This window comes from Paenibacillus sp. S28, from assembly GCF_016624415.1.
GTDB lineage: Bacteria > Bacillota > Bacilli > Paenibacillales > Paenibacillaceae > Paenibacillus_AQ > Paenibacillus_AQ favisporus.
The window spans coordinates 145,350-168,503 of record NZ_JACVTM010000002.1 but is presented as its reverse complement, the minus strand read 5'-3'; the positions used below and the strand labels follow the sequence as shown (position 1 = coordinate 168,503).

At 54.0% G+C, this 23,154-nt stretch carries 21 protein-coding genes; 4 read left to right on the top strand and 17 right to left on the bottom strand.

What is annotated here, in order from left to right; genetic code table 11:
- Nucleotides 1-21: 21 nt before the first annotated feature.
- The 3 genes from IAE55_RS05135 to IAE55_RS05125 are packed head-to-tail and all read right to left on the bottom strand — an operon-like array spanning nt 22 to nt 2,956.
- Nucleotides 22-846, bottom strand: a complete 825-nt coding sequence (locus IAE55_RS05135; RefSeq protein ID WP_200631319.1) for a carbohydrate ABC transporter permease — start codon at nt 844-846, stop codon at nt 22-24.
- 15 nt (nt 847-861) lie between these two features.
- The gene (locus tag IAE55_RS05130) at nt 862-1,803 is read right to left on the bottom strand and encodes a carbohydrate ABC transporter permease (RefSeq protein ID WP_200631317.1); all 942 of its coding nucleotides are present in this window, start codon (nt 1,801-1,803) and stop codon (nt 862-864) included.
- Nucleotides 1,804-1,819: 16 nt separating this feature from the next.
- A complete protein-coding gene (locus IAE55_RS05125; RefSeq protein ID WP_200631315.1) occupies nt 1,820-2,956 on the bottom strand; it encodes an ABC transporter substrate-binding protein in 1,137 nt (378 codons plus the stop codon).
- A gap of 405 nt (nt 2,957-3,361) precedes the next feature.
- Here IAE55_RS05125 and IAE55_RS05120 point away from each other — a divergent pair, with 405 nt between their 5' ends.
- Entirely contained in the window at nt 3,362-4,378 is a 1,017-nt protein-coding gene (locus tag IAE55_RS05120) for a LacI family DNA-binding transcriptional regulator (RefSeq protein WP_089548270.1), read from the top strand.
- Between the two features lie 331 nt (nt 4,379-4,709).
- The gene (locus IAE55_RS05115) at nt 4,710-5,072 is read left to right on the top strand and encodes a winged helix-turn-helix transcriptional regulator (RefSeq protein WP_105444454.1); all 363 of its coding nucleotides are present in this window, start codon (nt 4,710-4,712) and stop codon (nt 5,070-5,072) included.
- Nucleotides 5,073-5,126: 54 nt separating this feature from the next.
- Here IAE55_RS05115 and IAE55_RS05110 read toward each other — a convergent pair whose 3' ends face one another.
- From IAE55_RS05110 to IAE55_RS05075, 8 genes are all read right to left on the bottom strand, one after another.
- On the bottom strand, nt 5,127-6,359 hold the full coding sequence (locus IAE55_RS05110; protein ID WP_200631313.1) for an MFS transporter: 1,233 nt from the start codon (nt 6,357-6,359) through the stop codon (nt 5,127-5,129).
- Nucleotides 6,360-6,752: 393 nt separating this feature from the next.
- Nucleotides 6,753-7,454 (bottom strand): RNA polymerase sporulation sigma factor SigK, encoded by a 702-nt coding sequence (sigK, locus tag IAE55_RS05105; protein WP_076169711.1) that lies wholly within the window; start codon nt 7,452-7,454, stop codon nt 6,753-6,755.
- Nucleotides 7,455-7,590: 136 nt separating this feature from the next.
- A complete protein-coding gene (locus tag IAE55_RS05100; RefSeq protein ID WP_200631311.1) occupies nt 7,591-8,247 on the bottom strand; it encodes a nitrite reductase in 657 nt (218 codons plus the stop codon).
- Between the two features lie 62 nt (nt 8,248-8,309).
- Entirely contained in the window at nt 8,310-9,203 is an 894-nt protein-coding gene (locus tag IAE55_RS05095; RefSeq protein WP_200631309.1) for a hypothetical protein, read from the bottom strand.
- Nucleotides 9,200-11,680: a heavy metal translocating P-type ATPase gene (locus IAE55_RS05090; RefSeq protein ID WP_200631308.1), complete on the bottom strand. Its 2,481-nt coding sequence runs from the start codon at nt 11,678-11,680 to the stop codon at nt 9,200-9,202. The genes IAE55_RS05095 and IAE55_RS05090 overlap by 4 nt, the downstream gene beginning before the upstream one ends.
- A gap of 28 nt (nt 11,681-11,708) precedes the next feature.
- Entirely contained in the window at nt 11,709-11,909 is a 201-nt protein-coding gene (locus IAE55_RS05085) for a cation transporter (RefSeq protein WP_145157913.1), read from the bottom strand.
- Nucleotides 11,910-12,112: 203 nt separating this feature from the next.
- On the bottom strand, nt 12,113-12,430 hold the full coding sequence (locus IAE55_RS05080; RefSeq protein ID WP_089550326.1) for a metal-sensitive transcriptional regulator: 318 nt from the start codon (nt 12,428-12,430) through the stop codon (nt 12,113-12,115).
- Nucleotides 12,431-12,592: 162 nt separating this feature from the next.
- A complete protein-coding gene (locus tag IAE55_RS05075; protein ID WP_200631306.1) occupies nt 12,593-13,666 on the bottom strand; it encodes a lactonase family protein in 1,074 nt (357 codons plus the stop codon).
- A gap of 370 nt (nt 13,667-14,036) precedes the next feature.
- Here IAE55_RS05075 and IAE55_RS05070 point away from each other — a divergent pair, with 370 nt between their 5' ends.
- Both IAE55_RS05070 and IAE55_RS05065 read left to right on the top strand, forming a co-directional pair.
- Nucleotides 14,037-14,786, top strand: coding sequence for an SDR family NAD(P)-dependent oxidoreductase (locus IAE55_RS05070; protein WP_200631304.1), 750 nt, complete (start codon nt 14,037-14,039; stop codon nt 14,784-14,786).
- 142 nt (nt 14,787-14,928) lie between these two features.
- Nucleotides 14,929-15,342, top strand: coding sequence for a GNAT family N-acetyltransferase (locus tag IAE55_RS05065; protein ID WP_325168605.1), 414 nt, complete (start codon nt 14,929-14,931; stop codon nt 15,340-15,342).
- Nucleotides 15,343-15,380: 38 nt separating this feature from the next.
- Here IAE55_RS05065 and IAE55_RS05060 read toward each other — a convergent pair whose 3' ends face one another.
- The 6 genes from IAE55_RS05060 to IAE55_RS05035 all read right to left on the bottom strand — a co-directional run bounded on the left by IAE55_RS05060 (nt 15,381) and on the right by IAE55_RS05035 (nt 22,942).
- A complete protein-coding gene (locus tag IAE55_RS05060; protein WP_145157905.1) occupies nt 15,381-15,986 on the bottom strand; it encodes a pentapeptide repeat-containing protein in 606 nt (201 codons plus the stop codon).
- 258 nt (nt 15,987-16,244) lie between these two features.
- Entirely contained in the window at nt 16,245-18,446 is a 2,202-nt protein-coding gene (locus IAE55_RS05055; RefSeq protein ID WP_200631302.1) for an alpha-L-rhamnosidase-related protein, read from the bottom strand.
- A 43-nt stretch (nt 18,447-18,489) separates the two neighbouring features.
- Nucleotides 18,490-19,329 (bottom strand): carbohydrate ABC transporter permease, encoded by an 840-nt coding sequence (locus tag IAE55_RS05050; RefSeq protein WP_200631300.1) that lies wholly within the window; start codon nt 19,327-19,329, stop codon nt 18,490-18,492.
- 15 nt (nt 19,330-19,344) lie between these two features.
- Nucleotides 19,345-20,241 (bottom strand): carbohydrate ABC transporter permease, encoded by an 897-nt coding sequence (locus IAE55_RS05045; RefSeq protein WP_200631295.1) that lies wholly within the window; start codon nt 20,239-20,241, stop codon nt 19,345-19,347.
- A gap of 120 nt (nt 20,242-20,361) precedes the next feature.
- Nucleotides 20,362-21,687, bottom strand: coding sequence for an ABC transporter substrate-binding protein (locus IAE55_RS05040; protein ID WP_200631293.1), 1,326 nt, complete (start codon nt 21,685-21,687; stop codon nt 20,362-20,364).
- A 244-nt stretch (nt 21,688-21,931) separates the two neighbouring features.
- Entirely contained in the window at nt 21,932-22,942 is a 1,011-nt protein-coding gene (locus tag IAE55_RS05035) for a LacI family DNA-binding transcriptional regulator (protein WP_105444448.1), read from the bottom strand.
- Nucleotides 22,943-23,154: the final 212 nt, after the last annotated feature.

Below are 23,154 nucleotides of genomic sequence, written 5' to 3'. Positions count from 1 at the left end.
TCCTCATGGTCTCTTCTCTTTTTATTTCATGCCTGTCATCGTAAGTCCTTTAATAAACTGCTTCTGGAAAATCAGGAACACCGCAATCACCGGCAGGGTGATGAGCACAGCCGCCGACATGACGACGTTATAGTTGACCATATGGGTTCCGTTAAAATAAACAAGGGCGAGCGGCACGGTCATTTTGCTCTCGTCGTTCAAAATAATGAGCGGCCATAAATAGTTGTTCCAGGCATTCATAAACGTAAAAATACCAAGCGCCGACAGCATCGGCAGAATCAGAGGCGCAATGATCCGGACCATCAGCCGCAGCTCGCCCGCCCCGTCGATCCTTGCGGCATCGAGCAGATCCTGGGGAATGTCCTCGATGAACTGCTTCGCCAGAAACACTCCGTAGGAGCTGACCAAATTGGGCAGGATAATCGCCAGCAAATGATTGACCAGCCCCAGTTTGGCCGTAATCAGATACGTCGGAATCATGACCACCTGAAACGGAATCATCATCGTTGCCAAGATCAGGATGAACAGCAGCTTCTGCCCCTTGAATTGATGCTTGGCGAAAATATAGCCCGCAAGGGCGCTCGTAAATAACGTCGCGGCCGTAATGACAACCGACGTCATCGCGCTGTTCAAAAACCACCTTCCGAACGGCGCGTCTTCAAGGACGGTCCGGTACCCCTCCAGGCTGGGATGCTGCGGCAGAAGCGCATGCGAGCCGGACACGATTTCCATGTTGCTTTTTAAAGAAGACAAAACCATCCACAAATACGGCAGCAGCATCAGGCATCCGGCTGCGATCAGCACGAGCATGACGATGCCGTCGAACCATCTATTCCTACGGTGCATTGAAAGTCCCCCTTGTCAGTACTCCCACTCCGTGCGCCCCCACTTCAGCTGAAGCAGGGTCACCAGTAAAATAATGATCAGAAACACCGTGGCCATCGCGGACGCATATCCCATGTTGGAATTGGAGAACGCCTGCTCATAAATATGGAGGGCCAGCACCCGGGTCTCGTTAAACGGCTCCCCCTTGGTCATGATCTGGAATTGGGCGAAAGCCTGAAAATAGGAGACGACCGTCGTCACCGAAACAAACAGCATCGTGCGCCGGAGCAGCGGCAACGTCACATGCCAGAACGAATGCCAGCGACTCGCCCCGTCCAGAATGGCCGCTTCATAATACATATCCGGAATGGAATCCAGACCGGCGATAAAGAGCACGATGTTATACCCGATATCGGCCCACAGCGTCATCAGAATTACCGAGTACAGCGCATAATGAGGATCGCTCAGCCACTGCACGGGAGCCATGTGGAGCTGGGTCAGCACGATATTAAACAGACCGTGACTATAATTGAACATCGTGCTCCATACGATCGCCGTTCCCGCCAGCGGCGCGATCGTCGGCAGAAAAAAGACGGTGCGCATCAGGTTCCGCAGCCAACCCGTACGGATCCGCTGGATCGCGACGGCAAACATCAAGGTGATAAGGATATTGACCGCAACGGCAATGACGACGAACTTAAAGGTGACCCACAGCGACTTGATAAAAATGGAATCTCCCAGCATGCGGATATAATTGTCCGCCCCGACGAACAGCGCGCTTGCGCTGAGCGGATTATACTTAAATACCGATAGTCCCAAACTCCATCCAATAGGAATGAAAGCGAATACACCGAATAGCAGCAGGATCGGCGCCAGCGATAAATAGATGAACCAGCGGCCCCTTCCTTTCTCCTCTCTCCGGTTCGGGGTACCGGGGACGATCCCTGGACTGCTGCTTGCTGCAGCATCATGCTTCATGCGAACACCACTCCGATCATTTATGTTGATCCTGACTGTCGTTGATGGTTTTTTCGATCTGCTGCAGACCGCTTTCCACCGATTCCTGGCCGGTCGCCATCAATTGGAAATGATCATTGATCGTTTTAAAGAAAAAGTCCCGGTCGGCAATGGGCCCGATCCACTGACCCAGCTCCAAAATATCCAGCGATGTTTTCATATAAGGATTCGCTTTAACGTAATCGGGATTTTGCGCCACCGCTTTTTTGGCCGGAACCGTAAACGTGCCCTGGTTCCACTCGAGCAGATTTTCGTCGGATGACATGAATTTGATAAAATCGACGGCCGCTTCCTGATGCTTGCCCTTCTGAGACGCTACAAGGCCCCAGCCAGATTCGGCCGCATAAGAAGGTGGATTCGTCGTAAAGGAAGGAACGGGCACATACTCAAAGTCTTTCACCTTGTATGTATTCAGCCCTGCAGCAATCGTCCATGGACCCCGGTAGGTCATCGCCGAGCTGCCTTGAAAGAAGTAGTCTGAGGTGTCAAGTTCACCGCCAAACGTGGTGAGGTCCGCCACTTTATCGGTAGCGATCAAAGAGGTTAAGGCGGTCATCGCCTTTTGTGCTTCAGGGGTTTGAAAGTTCACATGGTCGTTATCGCCCCAATACTTGCCGTTTTGCTGCAGAATCAAGGAAAGGAACGTGAAGGTGATGTTGTCGCTGGAGACGAAATCGAATCCCTTCACCTTGATGCCGTTCGCATCCCGCACCGTCAGCTTCTTGGCGTCTTCGACCAGTTCATCCCATGTGGCCGGAGGGGTCGCGATGCCCTGATCCTTCAGCATTTGCGGGTGAATCAGCATTCCGCCGTTCTCGATGTTAAACTCGAGCGGCAGTCCATACAGCTTGTCGTTCAACGTGTATCCTCCGAGCGGGGCTTCGTAATACTCCTGCCGCAGCTGCTCGGCCTCCGGGATCTCCACAAGCGCCCCGTTTCTTGAATATTCCGGTGCCCAGGTACCGAACATTTCTGCGATATCGGGCGGGTTTTTGGCGGAGAAGGATGCCTTGAGCTTCTGATTGTACACGTCGTAAGGGAAAGTTTGGTAGGCGATCTCAATGTCGGGATGCAGGGATTGATACTTGGCGATCAGCGCTTTATAAGCGTTCATAATGGCATCTTCCTGATGACTCCAAAACACAAGTTTGGTTTTGCCTGTTGAACCGGCAGAGGTGGCGGAAGCATCAGAGCCATCATTCTTTGCGCAACCAATCAGCAAAAAAAACATGCAAATTAGAGCAAAAACAGAGAAACTTTTGAAATATCGCAATGACATAACCCCTTTCCCTTTACTTTTTTGCTTATATCACCTCAATCTCATGAAAATCATACCTCTGATGAAAAAGTTAGTCAATCAATTTTTGCAAGAATTTTGCAATAATTTTATTGTAATTTGCACATTATTATTATCGTTTTTCAGTTGACCTGTGATTTTATTTTACTTAACATATAGAGTAAGCAATCCAAAAGACAGGTTTTGCAGAATCCTCATCTGACATTAAAGGCAGGTCATGACATGCCCACATTAAAAGATATTGCCGAACGCGTCGGCGTCTCCATATCGACCGTTTCCCGCGTACTGGCCGACGATTCGAACCGATCCTCAAGCAGCGGGACCAAGCGGAAGATCTGGGACGCGGCGCAGGAGCTCGGATACATGGCGAAGGTGCCGCCCCAGGACCAGGCCGCAGTCAAAAAAATCGGATGCGTCGTATCCACCATGCAGGGACGGCGCTACCATCCCTATTTTTCGGTTATTTTTGAGGGAATTGAGAAGGAACTGGCCCGTCACGGATACCAGATCGCTTTTACCTACACGCAAGAAGATTTGCAAAAAAATGAAATTTTGCAGCAAATCTCCGGCAAAGATTCAATCGACGGTTTAATCGTGATCGAGGGCATTGAGCCCAAATTATACAGCTATCTCAAAAAACACGTTCCGCATGTGGTGGGAATCGACGTTTCCGATCCGAGCATCCCGACCATTTCGTACGACCGCGTCGAAGCGGCGTCGATTGCCGTCAAGCACTTGACCGGACAGGGCCACCGCGAAATTATGTTTATCGGAGGTACGGGCTTGTCCGGCCAATTCGACCGGGAGAAAAGGTACCGGGGGTACAAGCAGGCTCTGGAGCAGGCCGGCTTGCCGGTTCAGCCGGAGTATGTGCTGAATGCCGAATGGGAGCCCGACCGGGCCTACCGCCTTATGCTGACCTTTTTGGAGGAGCATCAGGGTAAGCTCCCGACGGCGGTCTTCGCGGCCAGTGACATCATGGCGATGGCCGCCATGCGGGCCATTTCCGAGAAAGGCTACCGCATGCCCCAGGACTTCGCCGTCGTCGGCTTCGACGACAACGAACCGTCACGCTACACCGTTCCTCCGCTCTCCACCATTCATATTCCGACGTTTGAAATCGGCGTCATGGCCGCGCGAACGATCCTGCAGATCACCGGGGATCCCTTCCCGCTGCCGGTCAAAATCGTGCTGCCGTATGAACCGATCTTCCGCCAGTCCAGCATTTGGCAGGTATAGACGCAGCGCAAAAGGCCCCTCTTTCCGCTCTGAAGAAATGAACTTCAAGCGGTAAGAGAGGCCTTTTTTCGGCTGCAGGGGCTTCCTGGCCAATATAAAAAAACAAAGTCAACTGATCCATGTGCGCTGCACAAAATCACTCGGCGAAAACTTCCAATGTATTTTTGCCATACCTCTTGACGACCACCTTCATTAATTTATGTACTAGTTGATCCAGAAGTTCTTGACAAGGGGCATGGTTCAACATAATATATGGAATGACTGATCTATAATTTGACTGAACTGGAAAACTGATGGTTTTTCTATTCTTCTGTAGGGGATGTGTCGACAGATGATAACCTTTAGAGACAAAACATATCGCTGTACCTCGGAAATTATACTAAGCTTAGTTAGCGGTAAATGGAAGATATCCATATTAAACGAATTAGTTAATGGCCCGGTACGGTTTAATCAGCTGCAGCGGCTGCTTCCCGAAGCGACCCAACGCATGCTTACGATGCAGCTGCGGATGCTGGAAAACGACGGACTCATTATACGCAAGGTTTACCCGGTTTCGCCACCAAAAGTGGAATACGGCTTGTCCGAGCTGGGCGAACAATTTGCTCCCATGCTCACGATGTTATGCGATTTTGGCACTACCTATATCCAAAGTTATCCCGATGAAGTATCCTACACCAGCCAAAAGCATGCCTAAACAGCCGCTTCGAATGTGGAAAACAGAGGTACCCTGCGTGGGTACCTCTTCATCTTATAATACCTGATCACGAACTTCCTTCGTATTGGTGCGTAGCCCATTCTTCTCTCTAGATACGCTGCGTGTTCCACGATCTAAACGATAGGTGATCCAAGCCAGCACGGCTGCTAAAACAGCCATCATTCCCCCGGACCAGGAAAGATCAATGAGCTCCATATTCTTCGTGACGAAACCTCCCAAAGCGGATCCCATCGCGATCCCGACATTGATGGATACGGAAGTTAAGGAGGAAGCCAAGTCTTTGGCCTCAGGAACGTGCCGATCGGCCCAATTCATGAAATACAGCTGCATTGTCGAGTTCATAAGGTATACTGCGAGGGCGATCAATGAGATGCTGACGAGCCCCCCGGCAAGCGAGCCGGAAGATACATAAAGCGACGCGAGAATGACAGCCTGGGCCAGGAAAATATAGCAAATTTTTCCCATCCCGCCACCGACAGCCAGCTTCCCCCCGATTAAAGTGCTAAAGATGGACACGATACCATAAAGCAAAAAGACTAGGCTAATATACCGTGCCGGTACAAAAAGCACATCCTGGAGCATAGGAGCTAAATACGTATAGACGCTATAAGTTGCCGCAATGCTAAATGCAGGAATAAAGAAAGCAAGCACAATTCTGGGATAGGTAAATAATCGAAGTTGGTTTTTGAGTGAACTCCGCGCCCCCTTCAGTCCCCTGGGAATCGTTGCAAAGCTTACTATCAGTGAAACAATCCCCAATAGTGTGGTAAACCAGTAAGACATGTGCCACCCGCCCCATTGCCCGATGAAAGTTCCAAGGGGGACGCCAAGAACGCTGGCCACGGTGAAGCCCGTAAAGATGATCGAGATCACAGGCCCTCTTTTTTCCGGTGGCAGCGCTTCACTGGCCACAGCCATCGCAAGTGCAATCAGGACGCCAGTAACCACGGCGGTAATCACTCTGGAAAACAGAAGCAAACCGTAGGATCCGGATATCGCCGTGATCATATTCCCGATAATAAATACGCCGATCAAAGCAAGGATGAGCGGGCGCTTGGAGAATCGGCTGAATAACGCCGTGAAGATCGGGGTACCGATGGCAAAAGACAGGGCAAAGGCCGACACCAAGGAGCCTGCGATCGATATGGCGATCTTCATATCCGAGGCCACTTCGGTTAACAATCCGACCATCACAAATTCACTGGTTCCCAGGACAAAAGTCAATAAAAATAAATTCAAAGTCAGAAGCTTATGTTGTCTAGTCAATATAAATCCCCTCCTACTCCTATCTCTATGGACAGTGACGTTCTTATCTTTCAAAGTAAGCTAATATTTCTGCATACCTTCGCACCTCACCTGTGATTTAAACGACCGTACCGCTCGGCGAAATCTGGATCGATCGTTCTATATGTAAGATTATCAAGTTCCACTACGCCTGAATAGTACGCACTTTTTTGTATGGTCCGATCATTTTTGTAAGGTAGGATACTTTTTGATACTGGATTATGGAGTCATTAAAGACCATCGGCGAGAAAAAGAAAAAGGCCCGTGACGTTAAACGCCACGAGCCTTCGGACTATTAATCATTACTTTATCTACTCAAACTCACTGCTTCCTATGTCAATTAGACAAAAGCATCGGTGTTTCCTGCGCTGAAAGCTATTGCTTGGATTTATAAAATTCATGGTACAGCTTCATCAGGGCACGCTTCTCGATCCGCGACACGTAGCTGCGGCTGATGCCCAGCTCCCTGGCGATTTCGCGCTGCGTCCGTTCTTCACCGCCGTGCTCCAGGCCGAAGCGGCCTTTGATGACCTCCTGCTCGCGCTCATCGAGAATGTCCAGGTTCCGGTAGATTTTGCTCTTCTCAATCTTGAGCTGGACCATGTCGGCCACGTCGTCCGCCTCACTGCCCAAAATATCAATCAACGTGATTTCATTTCCCTCTTTATCCGTTCCGATCGGATCGTGCAGGGAAACGTCCTTCCTCGTTTTCTTCAAGGAACGCAAATGCATCAGGATCTCATTTTCGATGCAGCGGGCTGCGAACGTGGCCAGCTTCGTGCCTTTATTTGCCTGAAAGCTCTCAATAGCTTTGATGAGCCCGATGGTACCGATCGAGATCAGATCCTCCAGATCCTCGCCGGTATTATCGAATTTTTTCACAATGTGCGCCACCAGCCGCAGATTATGCTCGATCAGCATATTGCGGGCGTGGGCGTCTCCTTCCGCCATCAATTGAAGGTACTTACTTTCCTCTTTCTCTGTCAGCGGCTGCGGAAAGGCGTTGTTTTTGACGTACGATACCAGCAGCGTTAATTCTTTAATGAAAAGGGCGATAAAGCTGAAAAGTCCGGGCAAAGATGACACCTCCTGCTGAATGACTGGGCACCGCGAAAACATGGCTGCTGCTTCCTGCTGTTAGGCTGCGGTCTGTTCATTCTATGTGGGCGAAGGCCCATCTGTGCCTGTACGTATAAAAGAAAATGCTGCCCCTTTAGGCCTGCCTTGCTTGCGAGGATGTTTCCCCGGCGGCGCCCTCTGCGGCTTCGCGCAGCTTCTCGAGGGTAAACCGCTGGACAAAGCGGCGGTAGGACTCCTTCCTTTTTCCATGCTCCTGAAACTGGGCAATGAGCCGGGTAACGGCCGGAATCAGCTGTTCCGCCTGAAGCCCCGTCAAGAGCAGCTTGGCCAATTCGGCCTTGATCCCTTTCGGCTCACCTCCGACATAGAGATCGTAGCTGTCTTTCATCTTGACAACGGCGATATCCTTCAGCAGCGGTTCGCTGGTTCCGAGTGCGCAGCCGGCGTACCCGATCCTCAGCGGACTCGGTACCGCTATGCCCGCGATCGCCAGATCCAGAGCTCTCGCCACATCCAAACCGGCCTCTTCCGCTCCGCGGCAAAATTGGCAAGCGATCAGGCTCTTGGTCACAAAACCCGCCGGGTGAATTTGAAGCCCGGCGGCCCTGAGTTCCTCCTGAACATCTGCCAGACGTTCTTCTTCTGCCGTCACGTACAGCTGTTTGAAGCCGGTCATTTCCACGTCGACGACTCTGTCGGCAATGCCGCCGATCGCTGCTAGCTGTTTCGGGGAGAACACGGTCCCCCCGACCCCGAAGCCGGGGGTAACCGCAAATTTGCGCTGACCCAACCTTCCTCACTCCTTATCGCTTCGATGAATATACCTGGTACCTGGTGACAGCCGGCAGCAGATTACGGCACGTTCACGACAAAGGGAACGGTAATGACACGTCCGTCGCGCTGGAACTGCCCCCATATTTTATAGATGCCGGCGTGCGGAAAGGTCGTCATAAACTCGGCCTTTGGCCCGGAGCCTTTTTCATCCATCGGATGGACGTGCAGGTACTGCTCCGCATCTTCGGACAGGATGACCACGTGTCCGACAGCGCCCAGGTACGGCTGCAGGTCGGTGACCGGTGCGCCGGTCTCGGCATCCTTGATCGTATACGTGAGCATCAGCTCCTGCCCTGCCGCAAGTCGGTCAAAATCCAGGGTCACCCGCAGTCCGTCCACCGTTTTGACCCGCTCTCCGTCCGGCTTCACGGGAACAGCCGGCAGCGGTGCACCCTTCACCTGAAGCCACGCCGATTTATTCATCGCGCCTCCGCCTTCCGGAACAAAGTCGGCGATCAGCTTGTAATCTCCGCCTGCGGGGAAGCGGTTATTCACTTCAAACACGCCGCCGCCCTGGTACTCCGGATGAATATGGTGAAAGTATGAAAGATCTTTGCTGACGATAATGAGATGCTCTTTTTGTTCATGCGTCGTTTCGAAGGATTCAATCGCCTTGCCGTCATGCGTAAATGCCATGGTGATCTTCGTATCCACGCCGGCTTCCGGCGCTTGGCCATCTGCGTACGTCCAGCTGACGTTCACGTCCTTTTCCTGAAGCCCTCCTGTTTGGCCGCCGCCGTGGTTATGCGTACTACCTTCTGCGCCATTCGTCTTTGCCGGCCCATGGGCCGAGTGATGATCATGCGACATGTTCATTTGTTCTCCATCTCCTTTTGTGGCTTTTGTTTCGGACTCGCAGGCGGTCAGCACCGCGAGTCCGAGCAGTGCGGCGAGTCCCAATGAACGTTTCATGCGGCCCGCTCTCCTTTCGGGTTCGTCTGCAGTTTCATCCGCTGCAGTCTAAGTGCGTTCAGGACGACCGAGACCGAACTGAGCGCCATCGCCGCCCCGGCAATCCAGGGAGCGAGCAGCCCGAGGGCCGCGACCGGAATGCCCAGCGTGTTGTAGCCAAGCGCCCAGAACAGGTTTTGGCGGATATTGCGCATCGTTTTCCGGCTCATTTCGATGGAATCGGCAATGCTGTTCAAATTACCGCGCATCAGCGTCACGTCCGCCGCTTCCATGGCGACGTCCGTCCCTGTTCCGATGGCCATGCCAATGTCGGCTTGCGCCAAGGCTGGGGCATCGTTGATGCCGTCGCCGACCATCGCCACTTTTTTGCCAAGCGACTGCAGCTTTTTGACTTCGGCGGCTTTCCCTTCCGGCAGAACCTCCGCAAGCACCTCGTCAATGCCCGCCTGCCGGGCGATCGCTTGGGCGGTGCGTTCATTGTCCCCAGTGATCATGACCACTTGAATGCCTAAGCCTTTCAACCGGCCGACTGCCGCCTTGGAGCTTTCCTTGATCGTATCCGCAACGGCGATCAGTCCGGTGTACCGGCCGTCTACTGCGACGAGCATCGCCGTTTTTCCCTCTTCCTCCAGCTTCGTCATGCTGCTCTCGGCATCCCGGGCAAGGATGCCATGCTTCTCCATCAGCTTGCGGGTTCCGGCGAGCACCTCACGGCCGTCCACGACGGCCCGGATACCGTAACCCGGGATCGCCTCGAATTCCCCGGCTTCGGTAAGCGTAATGCCGCGGGCCTTGATGCCGTCTACGATGGCCTCAGCGAGCGGATGCTCCGAAGACTTCTCCGCCGAGCCGGCCAACCGCAGAAACTCTCGCTCATCCATTGATGCAGTGAGCACATCGGTCAGCTCCGGCTTCCCTTTCGTGACCGTGCCCGTTTTGTCCAGGATGACCGTATTGATGCGGTGCGTCGACTCCAGATACTCGCCGCCCTTAAACAGGACGCCCAGCTCGGCGGCGCGGCCCGAACCGGCCATGATCGACGTCGGTGTCGCGAGTCCGAGGGCACATGGGCAGGCGATAACCAGAACCGCAATCGCCTTCTCCAGCGCACTGGCAAAGTCGTACGGGGCAACCCAGAAGTACCAGACGACGAACGTCAGGAGGGCAATGCCGACCACGATCGGGACGAAGATGCCGGAGATGACGTCGGCTACCCGCTGGATCGGCGCCTTCGAGCCCTGCGCTTCCTCCACCACTTTGATAATTTGCGCGAGGGCCGTTTCCCGGCCGACCTTCGTCGCCTGAATTTTGAGCCGCCCATTTTTGTTGACGGTCGCCCCGAATACGGAATCCCCGGCCTTTTTCTCAACCGGTATGCTCTCGCCGGTCAGCATCGATTCGTTGACGGCCGACGCCCCTTCGAGCACGAGTCCGTCCACCGGGATTTTTTCGCCCGGCTTCACAAGGACGATGTCCCCGACCAGAACCTCTTCGACCGGAACGGTGAGCTCTTCGCCGTTTCTGATGACGACGGCGTTCTTCGCCTGCAGCCCCATCAGCGTTTTGATCGCTTCGGACGTCCGTCCTTTCGCAAGCAGCTCGAACAGCTTACCCATAATGACCAGTGTGATCAGCACGGCGCTTGTTTCATAATACATTTCTGGGCCGTGATGAAGGCTTCCGCCTCCGGCAGCCCACTCGATGGTTAAATAGAGGCTGTAAAAGTAGGCTGCCGACGTGCCCAAGCTGACCAGAACGTCCATGTTGGCGCTTTTGTTGCGGAGGGCGTTGAACGCCCCTTTATAGAACTGCCTTCCGATATAAAACTGCACCGGGGTGGCGATTGCGAGCTGGAACCAAGGGTTCATGAACAGCTCCGGCATCCAGATCCAGGACAGGAAGGAGAAGTGGCTGACCATGGACCACAGCAGCGGCAGGGACAAGAGAGCGGAGATCAGCAGCTTGCGCTTCTGCTGCGTGATTACCCGGCTGCGCTGGTCTGCCGGATCGGCGGTCTGTTCCCGCTTGGGAGTCGCCTTGTATCCCAGCTTGTCGATCCGCTTCTCCATGTCGCCCGCGTTGACTTCCAGCGGGTTAAATTCCACTCTGGCCGTCTCCATCGCAAAATTGACGTTGGCGCTCTTTACCCCAGGCATCTTGTTGAGCGTTTTTTCAATTTTGACCGCACAGGCCGCGCAGTACATCCCGGTAATATCCAGATCGAGCACTTCTTTGGCCGTATCGTACCCCAGCTTCTTGACGGCTTCCTCCATATGATCCGTGCTGGTCCGTCCCGGATCATACGTAACCGTGGCGCGCTCCATCGCAAAATTCACGTTGGCCTCAGACACGCCATCCAGCTTTTTCAGCCCCTTCTCAATCCGGTTGGCACATGCGGCACAAGTCATGCCAGTGATCTGCAAAGACGCTTGCTCCTGCTGCTTCAGCTGCTCCTGCTCCCTACCGTATGTTTCCATTGCAACGACACCCCGTTTCATTTATTCGTTAGGCAACCTCATAGCCTTGATCTTCAATGGCTTCCTTAATGGATTGAAGCGACAGCTTTCCGCTGTCATACGCTACCGTGACTGTCCCGTCGGCCAAGTTGACCTTGCCGTCCGCACCCAGCGCCTTCATCGCGCCTTCGATGGAATTGACGCAGTGCATGCAGGACATGCCGTTGACTTGTAATGTAACTTGGTTCATATATCATCTCTCCTCGGATCGTTATTGTTGAAAGATGGTATTGGGCAAGAGGCCGAATTATTGATCACCATCTCCTTGTCATGTAGTATACCCCCCTACCCTATAATAAGTCAACCATTATTTTACTATACCCCCCTAATCTATATTTTTGCCTACAAAAAAAGGATTCTTTCGAATCCTTGGGTCATCTGAACCATTTTCGATTATTTCATCAATTTATTGATCGTTATGAGCAGCTCGTCGATCACTTCATTCTCCCCGTCCTGAATGCGTTCGATCAGGCAGCTCTTCATATGATGCTCAAGCAGCAGCTTGCTGACCCCGTTCAACGCGGATTGGACCGACGAAATCTGGTTCAGCACGTCGTCGCAGTACGTATCCTTTTCTATTAAGCCTTTAATGCCGCGGATCTGCCCCTCGATCCGGTTCAAGCGGCTGATCAGGTTGTTTTTCGTTTTGGGGGAATGGTGGCTCTTCCGTTCGCCTGTTCCGCAAGACTCGTGCTTGACGGATTCTTCCATGGTCTCTTCCACACGCATCCATCCTTTCTTACTGGCTATCTCTATTGTACCATCCGTTTCCCCGATTGATGAGTCCGGATCGTGCATCCGGTGCCTGGATTCGTAAAGATCCTTGATCAGCCGGGCATCGAAAGCCCGCCGGACCTTCAGGGGAATATGGATTTAGAAGCGGACGGCCCACACGCAGACCGGTTTGGACACTTTTACCGAATGGCCTGTATACGTTAATTTGCCGGTATCCTGGTCTACGGTGAAGAGCGTCAAGTTATTCGTATCCCGATTAGCCGCGATCACATGCTTACCGCCGGGAACGATGGAAAAATGGCGCGGGTGCTGGCCTTCCGTCGACACGTGCTGCACCGTTGTCAGCTTGCCTGATTCCGGATCGACCGCATAGACGACAATGCTGTCGTGACCGCGGTTTGAGCCGTACAGGAACCGGCCGTCGGCAGAAATCGTAATTTCCGCGCAGCCGTTAGCCCCCGTCCACTCGGCAGGCAGCGTCGGCACGGTTTCCAGCGTCTCGAGCGTTCCGTGTTCCGCATCGTATTGAAAGGCCGTAACCGTCGAATTCAATTCATTGATCACATACGCGAATTTTCCGTTCGGATGAAAAGTCAGATGGCGCGGTCCGGCGCCTTTCTCCACCCGGGCGTCGCTCACGGGCACGAGCTTGCCTTCGGCTTTGTCGATCCGGTATGTACGGATGAGATCCAGACCAAGGTCACACGCGAGCAAAAAGCGCTGATCCGGGCTGTAGAACGAGGAATGCAGATGCGGAGCCACTCCGCTGTAGTCGCCTTGTCCGACATGCTGCTGGATGTCCAGCACGCTTCCCACCTTGCCGCCTGCGGCAAGCTCCACCAGGCTGATCGAGCCTTTATGATAGCTGGTCAGCGTCAAATATTTGCTGTTTGCGCTCCGCTGAATGTGGCATGCCGGACCGTTTAGTGCGTACGCGCGGCTGGCTTCGGTCAGCTTGCCTGTTTCCGGATCGATCGTATAAGCTGCGGCGTCGCTCGTCTTCGTTCCGTCTTCGGCTGCAGTTTCACTGATCGCGTACAGCAGGTTTCCCGCCTGATCCACGTTCAGGAACGTCGGATTTTTGTTGCCGTCCACCTTGTCGAGCAGCGTCAGCTCGCCTTTCCCTTCATTCAATTCGTATACGTAGATTCCGTCGGATGCCGCTTCGGCATATGAACCGACGAACACCAGCATGCGATCGTTTGCTGTCATGATCACTTCGCCTCTCTCTTTGTGTTTGTATAAATGATTGTATCATTGTTAGTGGAATACGGCAAAAAGGGCTCAGCCTTCTTTTTCACCCACCCATAAGGGAAAAGGACGGATCATCGGGTCCATGGTGTAATTATCCTCGGGAAGGAACATAGTAATATGGTCTGTGTTATTGGTGGATGCGTATAACGGGGATTGCTGCATCACTGGCGGATCTGTTCAAACGTCATACAGTCATTATGGTACGGGCGACATCATCCTTAAACATAAGGAATATCTGGGACCACAGTCGGACGTAAAAATCATTACAGCGCTTCGGATAGAGCGATCGAATGCAAACAAACCCAACATCAGGAGGCTGATCAAACCTATGAAATTAGCGGATCATATGATTCTCGTCAATGGGGGCGCCGCGGGTATCGGCAGGGGGGTCGTTATGGCTCTCGCCAAAGAGGGCGCCAGGGTCGCCTTTTTCGACAGCAGCGAAGAAAAGGGACGCATCACGGAGAAGGAGGTTAGCGAAAGAGCGGAATGCATGTTTGTGAAAGTCAACCTGCTCGATAAAGATGAGGTCGCTCAAGGCTTCAAGCAGGTCATCGGAAGGTTCAAAACGCTCCACGGATTGGTGAACTGCGCGCAGGCTTCAAGGAACGTGCCCTTTCTGGATACGACTGAAGAAGAGCTCAGACTGGCGCTGCATACAGGTTTTCTGCCCGCTTTTCATCTGATGAAATGGAGCTACCCCTATTTAAAAGAAACGCAGGGCTCGATCGTGAACTTTGCGTCCGGAGCGGCGCTCGAAGGCATGCCCACGCAAACCTCCTACGCAGCCGCCAAGGAAGCCCTGCGCGGTATTTCCCGCGTGGCGGCCAAGGAATGGGGGCCGGATCAGATCAATGTCAACATCGTCTGCCCGATCGCAGCCTCCGAAGGCGTGCTGGAATGGAAAGAGAAGATGCCCGAAGCTTACGAGAAAATGGTCAACAACATCCCTTTGCGGCGGCTTGGCGACTGCGAGCATGACGTCGGCCGGGTCGTCTGCTTCCTGCTAAGCAGGGACGCCAAATTTATTACCGGGCAAACCATCATGGTTGACGGCGGCACCATGATGCTGCGGTAGCGTTCAAGCTTGATGGGGAAGCAGCATCCAGCTGCGTGGATTGGCGGCTCCCGGGCACAGCTGTGTAAGCAAGTCGCCAGCTTGCCCATTGAGCCGTGACGCCTTCCATAGCTTCAGATATACTTGGGAGCAAAGGAGTGAGATGATGAATTCACACATTCAGCTAGGACATGATGTCCCGGAAGCCGAGGAGTATAACAAGCTGCGGGTAAAAGCCGGCCTCAGTCCCAAGGACATCGAAGCCTCCCGCAGAGGACTTCAGGGCTCCCTCTTCATCGTGACCCTCCGCCTGGAAGGGAAACTGATCGGCATGGGCCGAGTCATCGGGGACGGCGGCTGCATGTACCACGTCGTGGACATCGCCGTTGATCCCGATCATCAAGGCCAGGGCCTGGGCAAGCGGATCATGACCGAAATCACCGGCTACCTGGACCATAACGCTCCGTCCACCGCCTATGTCAGCCTGATCGCCGATGTGCCGGCCGACCGGCTGTATCGGCAGTTCGGGTTCGAGGAAACGGCGCCGGCATCGGTCGGCATGTACAGGCGGTTCTAGAGCGGAGCGGCCATCGGCGGCAGTCTCGGCCATGGTCTTTAGTCCACCTTGGCGCCGTAGGCCCGGGCTACGCCGACCGCCTGCTCCAGGTCGATCCGCACCCCGGTGAGGTCGATCGACCGGAAATCAAAGCGGTCCAGCTTCGCGCCCCGGAGGTCCGCACCGTTCAATGCGGCCTTTGCCAGCCGGACCCCGCTCAAATCCGCCTCGCGGAGATCCGCTTTTTGCAGATTGCATTCGGATAAGTCCGCCTCTACAAAGCGGATACCCCGCAGCTGCTGCTTGACGAGATTGGCGTGCCGCAGGTTCGTGTAAGACCAGTCCCCGCCCTGGATTGTGATGCCGTCCAGCGATGCGCCGGAGAAGTCGCTGCCCGTCATTTTGCAATCCTCAAACTTGCTTACAAACAAATTGGCTCCCGCAAAGCGGCAGTTTGTAAACGCCGACCGGGCATGAACAGAAGCGTTCAGCGTCGCTCCCCCAAAGTCGCATTCGATAAACCGGCAGCCGGTCGTCCAGACCTCATCCAGCGCGGCTCCGCGAAAGCTGCACTGTTGGAAGGTGCATCCCTTCAGTTCCCCTTCTTTCAGATCGGCTTGGCCAAAATCCACTTTTACGTATTCCTCATCTATGTACTGATACATCCGCTCATCCCCCACGTTTTATTCGATAACCCTTAAGTTTGTTTAGACGGTTTATTTTCTATCCTATCAAACATATGTTCCTTTCTCAATCGTCGTGAAGCCTTATGGTGCACCATTCCGATGTCCTCCTCTGAAAAAAACAAAAACAGAAGGCCCGGGTCATATCCTGGGCCTTCTGTTCTTTTCCCCCGCGTAACCATTGCTGGGAATTATCCGTTTGTAATCCTCTGTACAGCGCTCTGAGGTGCTGCCGCCTACTTACAGCGTCACCCGGATATGCGGCTCATCGCTGATCACCGTCTGGCCGGCCCATTCGAGGATGACCTTCAGCCCACCGGGATTCGCGATGTCGGCATGCAGCTTGCCCGCCTCGGAGCGGAGCTCCAGGTCGATGACCGCCTGGCCGATATGAAGCTGCTGAAGCGTCATCTTTTTTCCGTCCCAGACGGACGGAATGAGCGGCGCAATGTGCACGGTGTTCAGATGCGCATGCGGCTTGACGCCGAAGAAGTGGCGGATCAGCGGAACGGCCATCGCATACAGCGTCCATGCCTGGACTGCGCAGCCGTAATCCGGCGACATCTCGTTCATCGAGCCCGGCAGCGCCATCGAGAACGTGCGCATCATCCGCCGGAGCAGATCAAGCGACTCATCGGCAAAGCCGTATACCGCCTCTGCCACGGCGTGCACGCCCGTAGATATCGTCATCGTTTCGGTCCGGTATACCCCTGAGAGGTATGTGCCGTACGGACCGATGAATTCCTCCGTTCTCATGTTGCCGAGAGCCCGGACCGCCTTCTCCCGCTCAGCGATTCCGGTTTCCATCGGGGTCACGATCACCCAGTTTTTGTTCAGCAGCCAGCCGCGGTCTTCCTGCTCATCCTGCACCCGGTCCAGCACCCGGTTGAGAACGTCCCGGTAACCCTGGACGCCGTGCTTCTCCGCAACGGACACCAGATGGTCAACCTTCGGCACAATGTCGCTCTTCGGAGCGACCGCATCGGCGTATAGGCCGTCCTCCTCGGACCAGTATACCCGGTTGATGGCTTTCTTCATCCGGTCCGCCAGCGCTTCGTACGCCTCCGCCCGCTGCCTTTCGCCAAGCGCCACGCTCATGCTGGTGAGAGCTCCGGCCGCCTGAGCCGAATACACCGCGGTATCGATCAATTCCATATTCAGGCCGGAAATTTCAATGATTCCGTAGCCGGATGGGAACAGATCGCCGTCCGGGTCCATTTCATGCAGCAGCCAATCCATGCCCTGCACGCAAATGTTGTAGTTCTCTCTAAGCATCTCCAGATCACCTGTCCAGGTGAACAAATCCCAGATCATCGTGATGAAATGGGCGGTTTCCTGCGTATTCCCCGGGTTGGCAACCACGCCCATCGTCGTAATTTCGTGAACGATGCGTCCGTTACCGTTGGCTTCCTGCGAAATGCTTCTGAGGATATCTACCGTATCCTTAGCGAGCCGAAAATCCCCCACAGCGGCAAGTCCCTGCACCGTATAGGAGTTGTCGCAGCCAAACCACCACGGATAATGCGGGGAGCCCGCGGTCAGGCCGCGCCCGATAAAATCGACCCTTTGCACGAGCCACTGCGTATTCCATTTGGTCCAGGAGAAGATTTCATTCAGCTCGTCTTCTCCTTCGATGCTCAGCTTGGATTTCCGATCGATGCTCTCCAGCAGGCGCAGCTTTTGTTCAAACAGCCGTTCATGCTCCTGCTTGAGACGGTCAAACGTGGCGATGCATTCGTCCCGGGATGTGTAAGAGCCTGCGATAAAGGCGTGAAAAGCAGAGGTTTCGCCTGGCGCCAGCTTCAGAGAAGCGGTGAGCGAAGCCCCGGAACCGCCGCCTGCGGTCCGCTCCGGGCCGAACAGGGAACGGTCTGTGGTCATCTGGACCGATCCGACTCCGGGCATTTCAGCCCCCACCATCACGTACCATTCGCTGCCGCTGTCTTTGGCGATCAGGGCCGACTCCGACACCGCTTCAAACCGGTCCTCTTCCCCGTCCTCGATACCGATTTGCTCTGAGTACCACACCGGGCGAAGATCGGAGCGAAAGAGCAATTCCAGCTCCAGCACCGTTTCCTCTGCCGCATAGTTCACGATTTCGTACCGGACGACCATGCCCTTTTCTTCGTCAGGCGCAAACTGGACGCGCTTCATCGAGACCGGGATATGCCCCAGGCCATGATCGTAACGGAATTCCGAACCCCAAGGATGATTGATGAACTCGTCCGCCTTGGACCAGACGGAAATGTTCCGGCGGTGATCGGTCAGCCGGAGCCAGAAGCCGTCCAGCAGCTTGATGGGATGAAGCCATACTCCTCCCATTTCACCGGCAACATGATGTCCAAAGTCCGGGAAATAGCCGTCCTGCGTACCGACCGCCTTGATATATTCACCCGCCGTCAAATAAATCGGGAATGGATGCCTGCTGCTTTGCTTTATCATTCGGAATCTCCTCTTCTTCTTGTGTATTGGTCTTTCGCGAAGGCTAGCCCTTCATCGCGGACGAGAGGGAAATCCCCTCGATGAAATACTTCTGCAGGAAGAAAAACACAATGATCGCCGGCAGCATAATCAGCACGGTAGCGGCCATCAGCATGTTCCATTCGACGTTATAGAGCCCCTTGAACATGGACAGCCCCAGGGCCAGCGTATATTTTTCGTTCGAATTCAAATAAATCAGCGGACCCTGGAAATCGTTCCACACGCCCATAAAGGTAAAAATCGATACCGCGATGAGCGGCGGTTTGCTCAGCGGAAGCATGATCCGCGTAAAAATGCTCCACCGGTTAGCCCCGTCCATATACGCGGCTTCATCGAGGTCTCGGGGAATTCCCCGCATATACTGCCGGATCAAAAAGATGTTGAAGGCGCCCCCGCCAAAAAAGGACGGAACGATCAGCGGCAGGAACGTATCGACCCAGCCCGCCTCCTTGAACATGATGAACATCGGAATCATCGTCACCTGGCCCGGAAGCATCATCGTCGCCAGCAGCACGAGAAACAGCCAGCGCTTGCCCTTGAATTTGAACCGGGCGAAGCCGTATGCGCACAGGGCCGAGGTAAACACCGTTCCGATCATGACCGGAATCAGGATCAGCACCGTGTTTTTCAGGAACAGAAAAAACGGCACCGCGGTCACTGCGTCCCGGTAGTTCCCCCATTTCCACGTTTTGGGGAAGAACGAATCCTGAAAGACCTCGGCCGGCGTTTTCAGCGAGGTGGATACGGTCCAGAGCAGCGGCACAAGTACGATCGCAGCGCCCGCAGTCAGCATCAGCAGCGTCAGGATCCGGGACAAACTCCATTTTCGAATTGCCGTATGCATACGCGATCCCTCCTTTTAATCCCGGTCGTCATCGCCGTTGTAGTACACCCACATCGAAGAGCTGCGGATGACAATCAGCGTGAAGAACAGGATGATCGCAAATAAAATCCAGGATAAAGCCGAAGCATAGCCCATTTCGTAGTTCACGAACGCCTTGTTATATAAATACAGGTTGTAGAACAGCGTTGAGTTAAGCGGCCCTCCATTTGTCATGACAAAGGCCTGGGTGAAGTACTGAAAGCCCCCGATGATCCCCATGATCAAATTGAAAAAAATCGTCGGGGAAATCATCGGCATCGTCACGCTGAAAAAGCGGCGGATGCTTCCCGCACCGTCCAATTGCGCCGCCTCATGCAGCTCCTCGGGAACGCCCTGCAGCCCGGACAGGTAAATGATGATCGTGTTGCCGACGCCCCAGATGCCCATGACGATCAGCGCCCCAAGCGCATAGCTCGGATCCTGCAGCCAGGCCGGTCCCTGAATGCCGAACCATCCCAGCGCCCGGTTCAATATGCCGTATTCCGGATTGAAAATCATGATCCACATCATCGACACGGCGACGGCCGGAATGACCGACGGCATGAAATAGATCAGGCGGAACAGCTTCATGCCCCGGGTCCGCATGTTCAGCAGCAGCGCGATGAGAAGAGAGACAATCTGATATAAAGGGACGGAGACGAGGGCAAAGATGAAGGTGACTTTCAGCGACTGGTAGAACAGCTCATCGTGAAAAATCGCCTTGAAGTTGTCCAGGCCGACGAATTCGATCGATCCGATGCCCGTAATGATGTCCCATTTGCTGAAGGACAGAACAAACGAAAAGAGCATCGGACCCAGCGTAAACAGCAGCAGGCCCATAAACCAAGGAAGAATAAACAGGTATCCCGCCCTTTCCGATCGTGAATTCCGCATAAAGTAACCTCCTTGATGGTACGGATGGCCGCCCGGCTGATGCAGCACGGGCTGTTGCATCCGGATGTTCGACGAAGGAGGAAGCCATGAATCGGGGACTCATGGCTTCCTGTGTCATCCTTACTTCGCGATCTTGCTGTCCACATTTTTGGCCGCCTCATCTAAGGCGTCCTTCACCGTGGATTTATTCAGCAGCACCTTTTCAACCGCCTTATTGAATTCCTCCGTAAAGGTCGGCGCATTCGCCGAACGCATGGAAATCGGCTTTTTGGCATAATCCATCATTTCGATGACCGGTTTGTCGACCACTTCCGTGCTCTTGACCTGATCCAGCTCCGCAACGGTAGCCGGAAGCACCTGGCCCTTTTCGGAGCGGGCCTTTTGCGCCTCGGTGCCGGACAGCCATTTCATCAGCTCATACGCTTCCTTCTTGTGCTTGCCGTTTGCGTTCATCGCCCAGCCGGCGGCGGCAATAATGCTTGCGCGTTCTCCGCTTGCCCCTTTCGGGATCAATGCCGAACCGTACTGCACGTCGGATTTGTCGAGATCGCCCTTGACCCAACGTCCGGTAATCATCATGGCCAGCTTGTCGGTCATGAACATCGACGAGTCCCCGCCCAGCGTCTCGGTGTCCTGCGGCGTTGGGGATACGCGGTCGTCACCCTGTGCCAGCGCCACGTATTTTTCCATGGCTGCCACCGTCTTCTCGCTGTTCATGAAGCCTTCCGCTTTCGTGCCGTCTTCATTGCCGATGTCGGTTCCGTTCAGCCACAGGTATATGTAAATCGGATATTCCCATTTGGTTGCGTTAAAGCCGAATTCCTTGATTTTGCCGCTGCCGTCCTTCTGGGTCAACTTCTTGGCCGCGCTGATCATGTCGTCCCAAGTCCAGTCGTCAGTCGGATAAGGGATCTTGGCGGCGTCGAACATGCGCTTGTTGTACCATAAAGCGAGCGGATTGAAGTCTTTCGGAAGGTAGTACAGCTTGCCGCCGATTTTGCCCATGTTCAGCAGATCCTGCTGGAACATATCCGTCTTGAAGGAGCTGTCCTGGCTGATGTACTCATCCAGAGGCTCCACCACGCCCTTGTCGACGTATTTGAAATAATCCCCTTCACCGATCAAAAAGACGTCCGGTGCCTGCCCCGCCGCCAGCGAAGTCGTCAGCTTCGTGGCATAGCCGTCTCCCGGAACCGGTTCAAACGTAACCTTGATGCCCGGGTGGGATGCATTGAACTCGTCGGCCAGCTTTTTCTCTACCGAATCGGCCGACAGCTCTCCCCAGGTCGTAAATTTCAGCTCAACCACCTTGGCGGACCCGCCGCCATCAGAGGAACCGCTCCCCTGGGCGCTGTCGTTCCCCTTGGAACCCGAGCCGGATGAGCAGGCACTCAGGATGACGCTGAACAGCAGAACAAACGCTACACTTGCAGACCATTTTTTCATTGGATAGACCTCCCTGTTTTTTCACTGGAAACGATGAAAGCCGTGCAACCCAATCACCTAAAAAATGAGTACTGATGCGGTCCCAAATCGATTTCGGAACCTTGAAAAAAATATTCACCCTCCCTGCAGGTTGGCCTGTCGGCTCCTTGTTGGCATGAAGGTGAAATGCATTGGTACCCTTGATCCGAAATCGATTTCGATCTCCGTAAAAAAATATGAAAATTTGAAAGCGCTTCCGTGCAAATTATAGCATCGACGTCGTTTCCCTGTCAACCACCTGAAATGGAATTTTCAAATGTTTTCCGGTGCCGTTGTGCTCCAGCAGATGAATGACCTGCTCGAATGCCGTCATAGCCATCCGCTTAAAATCCTGCCTTACTGTGGTCAGCTTGGGTGACGTGTAGCTGGACAGCACGATATCGTCAAACCCGATCACGGACAGCTGCTCCGGAACGCGGACGTTCATCTCGCGGCAGCGGTTCATGAAGCCGATCGCCATCAGATCGCTTGCGAAGAAAACGGCCGTCACGTCCGGGTGATCCTGCAAATAGGACTCTGCCGAACCATAGGCATACTCCTCCGTATAATCGCCGTTAACGACCAGCGCTGGATCGAATTCGATGCCGTTTGCTTTCAATGCCTGTCGGTAACCCTTCAAACGCTCGTTGCTGACCACGGCAAAATTATGGCCGTTGACCATGCCGATCCGGCGGTGTCCGAGATCGACCAGATGCTGGATGGCCGCCTGGGCCGCCCCGACGTTATCCGTCATCACCGAGCTGGTGTGGCTTCCCGTAATGTCGGCGTCGATCACAACGCACGGAAAATTACTGTCCACGATTTCCTGAAAATACGGATCGGTCGTCTTCAGTCCCGTTATGACCGCGCCCGATACCTTGTGCTCCTTGCAGAACTGCCAATAGGACTTGTCCTGCTGCTCCGACAGGTTCCGCGTGTACAGCAGCACCTCGTAATTGTAATGCGACGCCGCCTCGAAAATCCCTGTCATCATCTGAAACAGCACGCCGTCCTTGCCGCTCGAACCCTCAAAATTGGAGAAGATCAGCGCGATCGATTTCGTGACTTTTTGCTTCAGATTTTTGGCCAGCATATTGGGGGAGTAGTTCAGCTCCTCGACCGCCTTCAGCACCTTTTTCCGCGTCTCCTCGCTCACGTCCGAATACCCGTTCAGCGCCTTGGAGACGACCGTCGTCGATACGTTTGCATGCTTGGCCACATCCTTGATCGTTGCCATGTTTCTCTCACCTCCCGTCCCGGCTAATATTTTCATATTAAAGCATAGAGCCGGGATCATGTCAAAATACGGCAATTCGGACGTTCCATCTTTGACTCGCACATTCCCCATATCCACAAATCCGCTTTTACAGTATAATTATTCCAGAATTATTACGTTTTTATGAACAAGGACCCTGGGTCCGGAAGCCTTACGGCATCGAACAAAAGACA

Excerpts from the sequence above, each read along its gene's own strand:
- IAE55_RS05135 (WP_200631319.1), bottom strand. The coding sequence starts at position 846 with ATGCACCGTAGGAATAGATGGTTCGACGGCATCGTCATGCTCGTGCTG.
- IAE55_RS05130 (WP_200631317.1), bottom strand. The coding sequence starts at position 1,803 with ATGAAGCATGATGCTGCAGCAAGCAGCAGTCCAGGGATCGTCCCCGGT.
- IAE55_RS05125 (WP_200631315.1), bottom strand. The coding sequence starts at position 2,956 with ATGAACGCTTATAAAGCGCTGATCGCCAAGTATCAATCCCTGCATCCC.
- IAE55_RS05120 (WP_089548270.1), top strand. The coding sequence starts at position 3,362 with ATGCCCACATTAAAAGATATTGCCGAACGCGTCGGCGTCTCCATATCG.
- IAE55_RS05115 (WP_105444454.1), top strand. The coding sequence starts at position 4,710 with ATGATAACCTTTAGAGACAAAACATATCGCTGTACCTCGGAAATTATA.
- IAE55_RS05095 (WP_200631309.1), bottom strand. The coding sequence starts at position 9,203 with ATGAAACGTTCATTGGGACTCGCCGCACTGCTCGGACTCGCGGTGCTG.
- IAE55_RS05090 (WP_200631308.1), bottom strand. The coding sequence starts at position 11,680 with ATGGAAACATACGGTAGGGAGCAGGAGCAGCTGAAGCAGCAGGAGCAA.
- IAE55_RS05085 (WP_145157913.1), bottom strand. The coding sequence starts at position 11,909 with ATGAACCAAGTTACATTACAAGTCAACGGCATGTCCTGCATGCACTGC.
- IAE55_RS05080 (WP_089550326.1), bottom strand. The coding sequence starts at position 12,430 with ATGGAAGAATCCGTCAAGCACGAGTCTTGCGGAACAGGCGAACGGAAG.
- IAE55_RS05075 (WP_200631306.1), bottom strand. The coding sequence starts at position 13,666 with ATGACAGCAAACGATCGCATGCTGGTGTTCGTCGGTTCATATGCCGAA.
- IAE55_RS05070 (WP_200631304.1), top strand. The coding sequence starts at position 14,037 with ATGAAATTAGCGGATCATATGATTCTCGTCAATGGGGGCGCCGCGGGT.
- IAE55_RS05065 (WP_325168605.1), top strand. The coding sequence starts at position 14,929 with ATGATGAATTCACACATTCAGCTAGGACATGATGTCCCGGAAGCCGAG.
- IAE55_RS05060 (WP_145157905.1), bottom strand. The coding sequence starts at position 15,986 with ATGTATCAGTACATAGATGAGGAATACGTAAAAGTGGATTTTGGCCAA.
- IAE55_RS05055 (WP_200631302.1), bottom strand. The coding sequence starts at position 18,446 with ATGATAAAGCAAAGCAGCAGGCATCCATTCCCGATTTATTTGACGGCG.
- IAE55_RS05050 (WP_200631300.1), bottom strand. The coding sequence starts at position 19,329 with ATGCATACGGCAATTCGAAAATGGAGTTTGTCCCGGATCCTGACGCTG.
- IAE55_RS05045 (WP_200631295.1), bottom strand. The coding sequence starts at position 20,241 with ATGCGGAATTCACGATCGGAAAGGGCGGGATACCTGTTTATTCTTCCT.
- IAE55_RS05040 (WP_200631293.1), bottom strand. The coding sequence starts at position 21,687 with ATGAAAAAATGGTCTGCAAGTGTAGCGTTTGTTCTGCTGTTCAGCGTC.
- IAE55_RS05035 (WP_105444448.1), bottom strand. The coding sequence starts at position 22,942 with ATGGCAACGATCAAGGATGTGGCCAAGCATGCAAACGTATCGACGACG.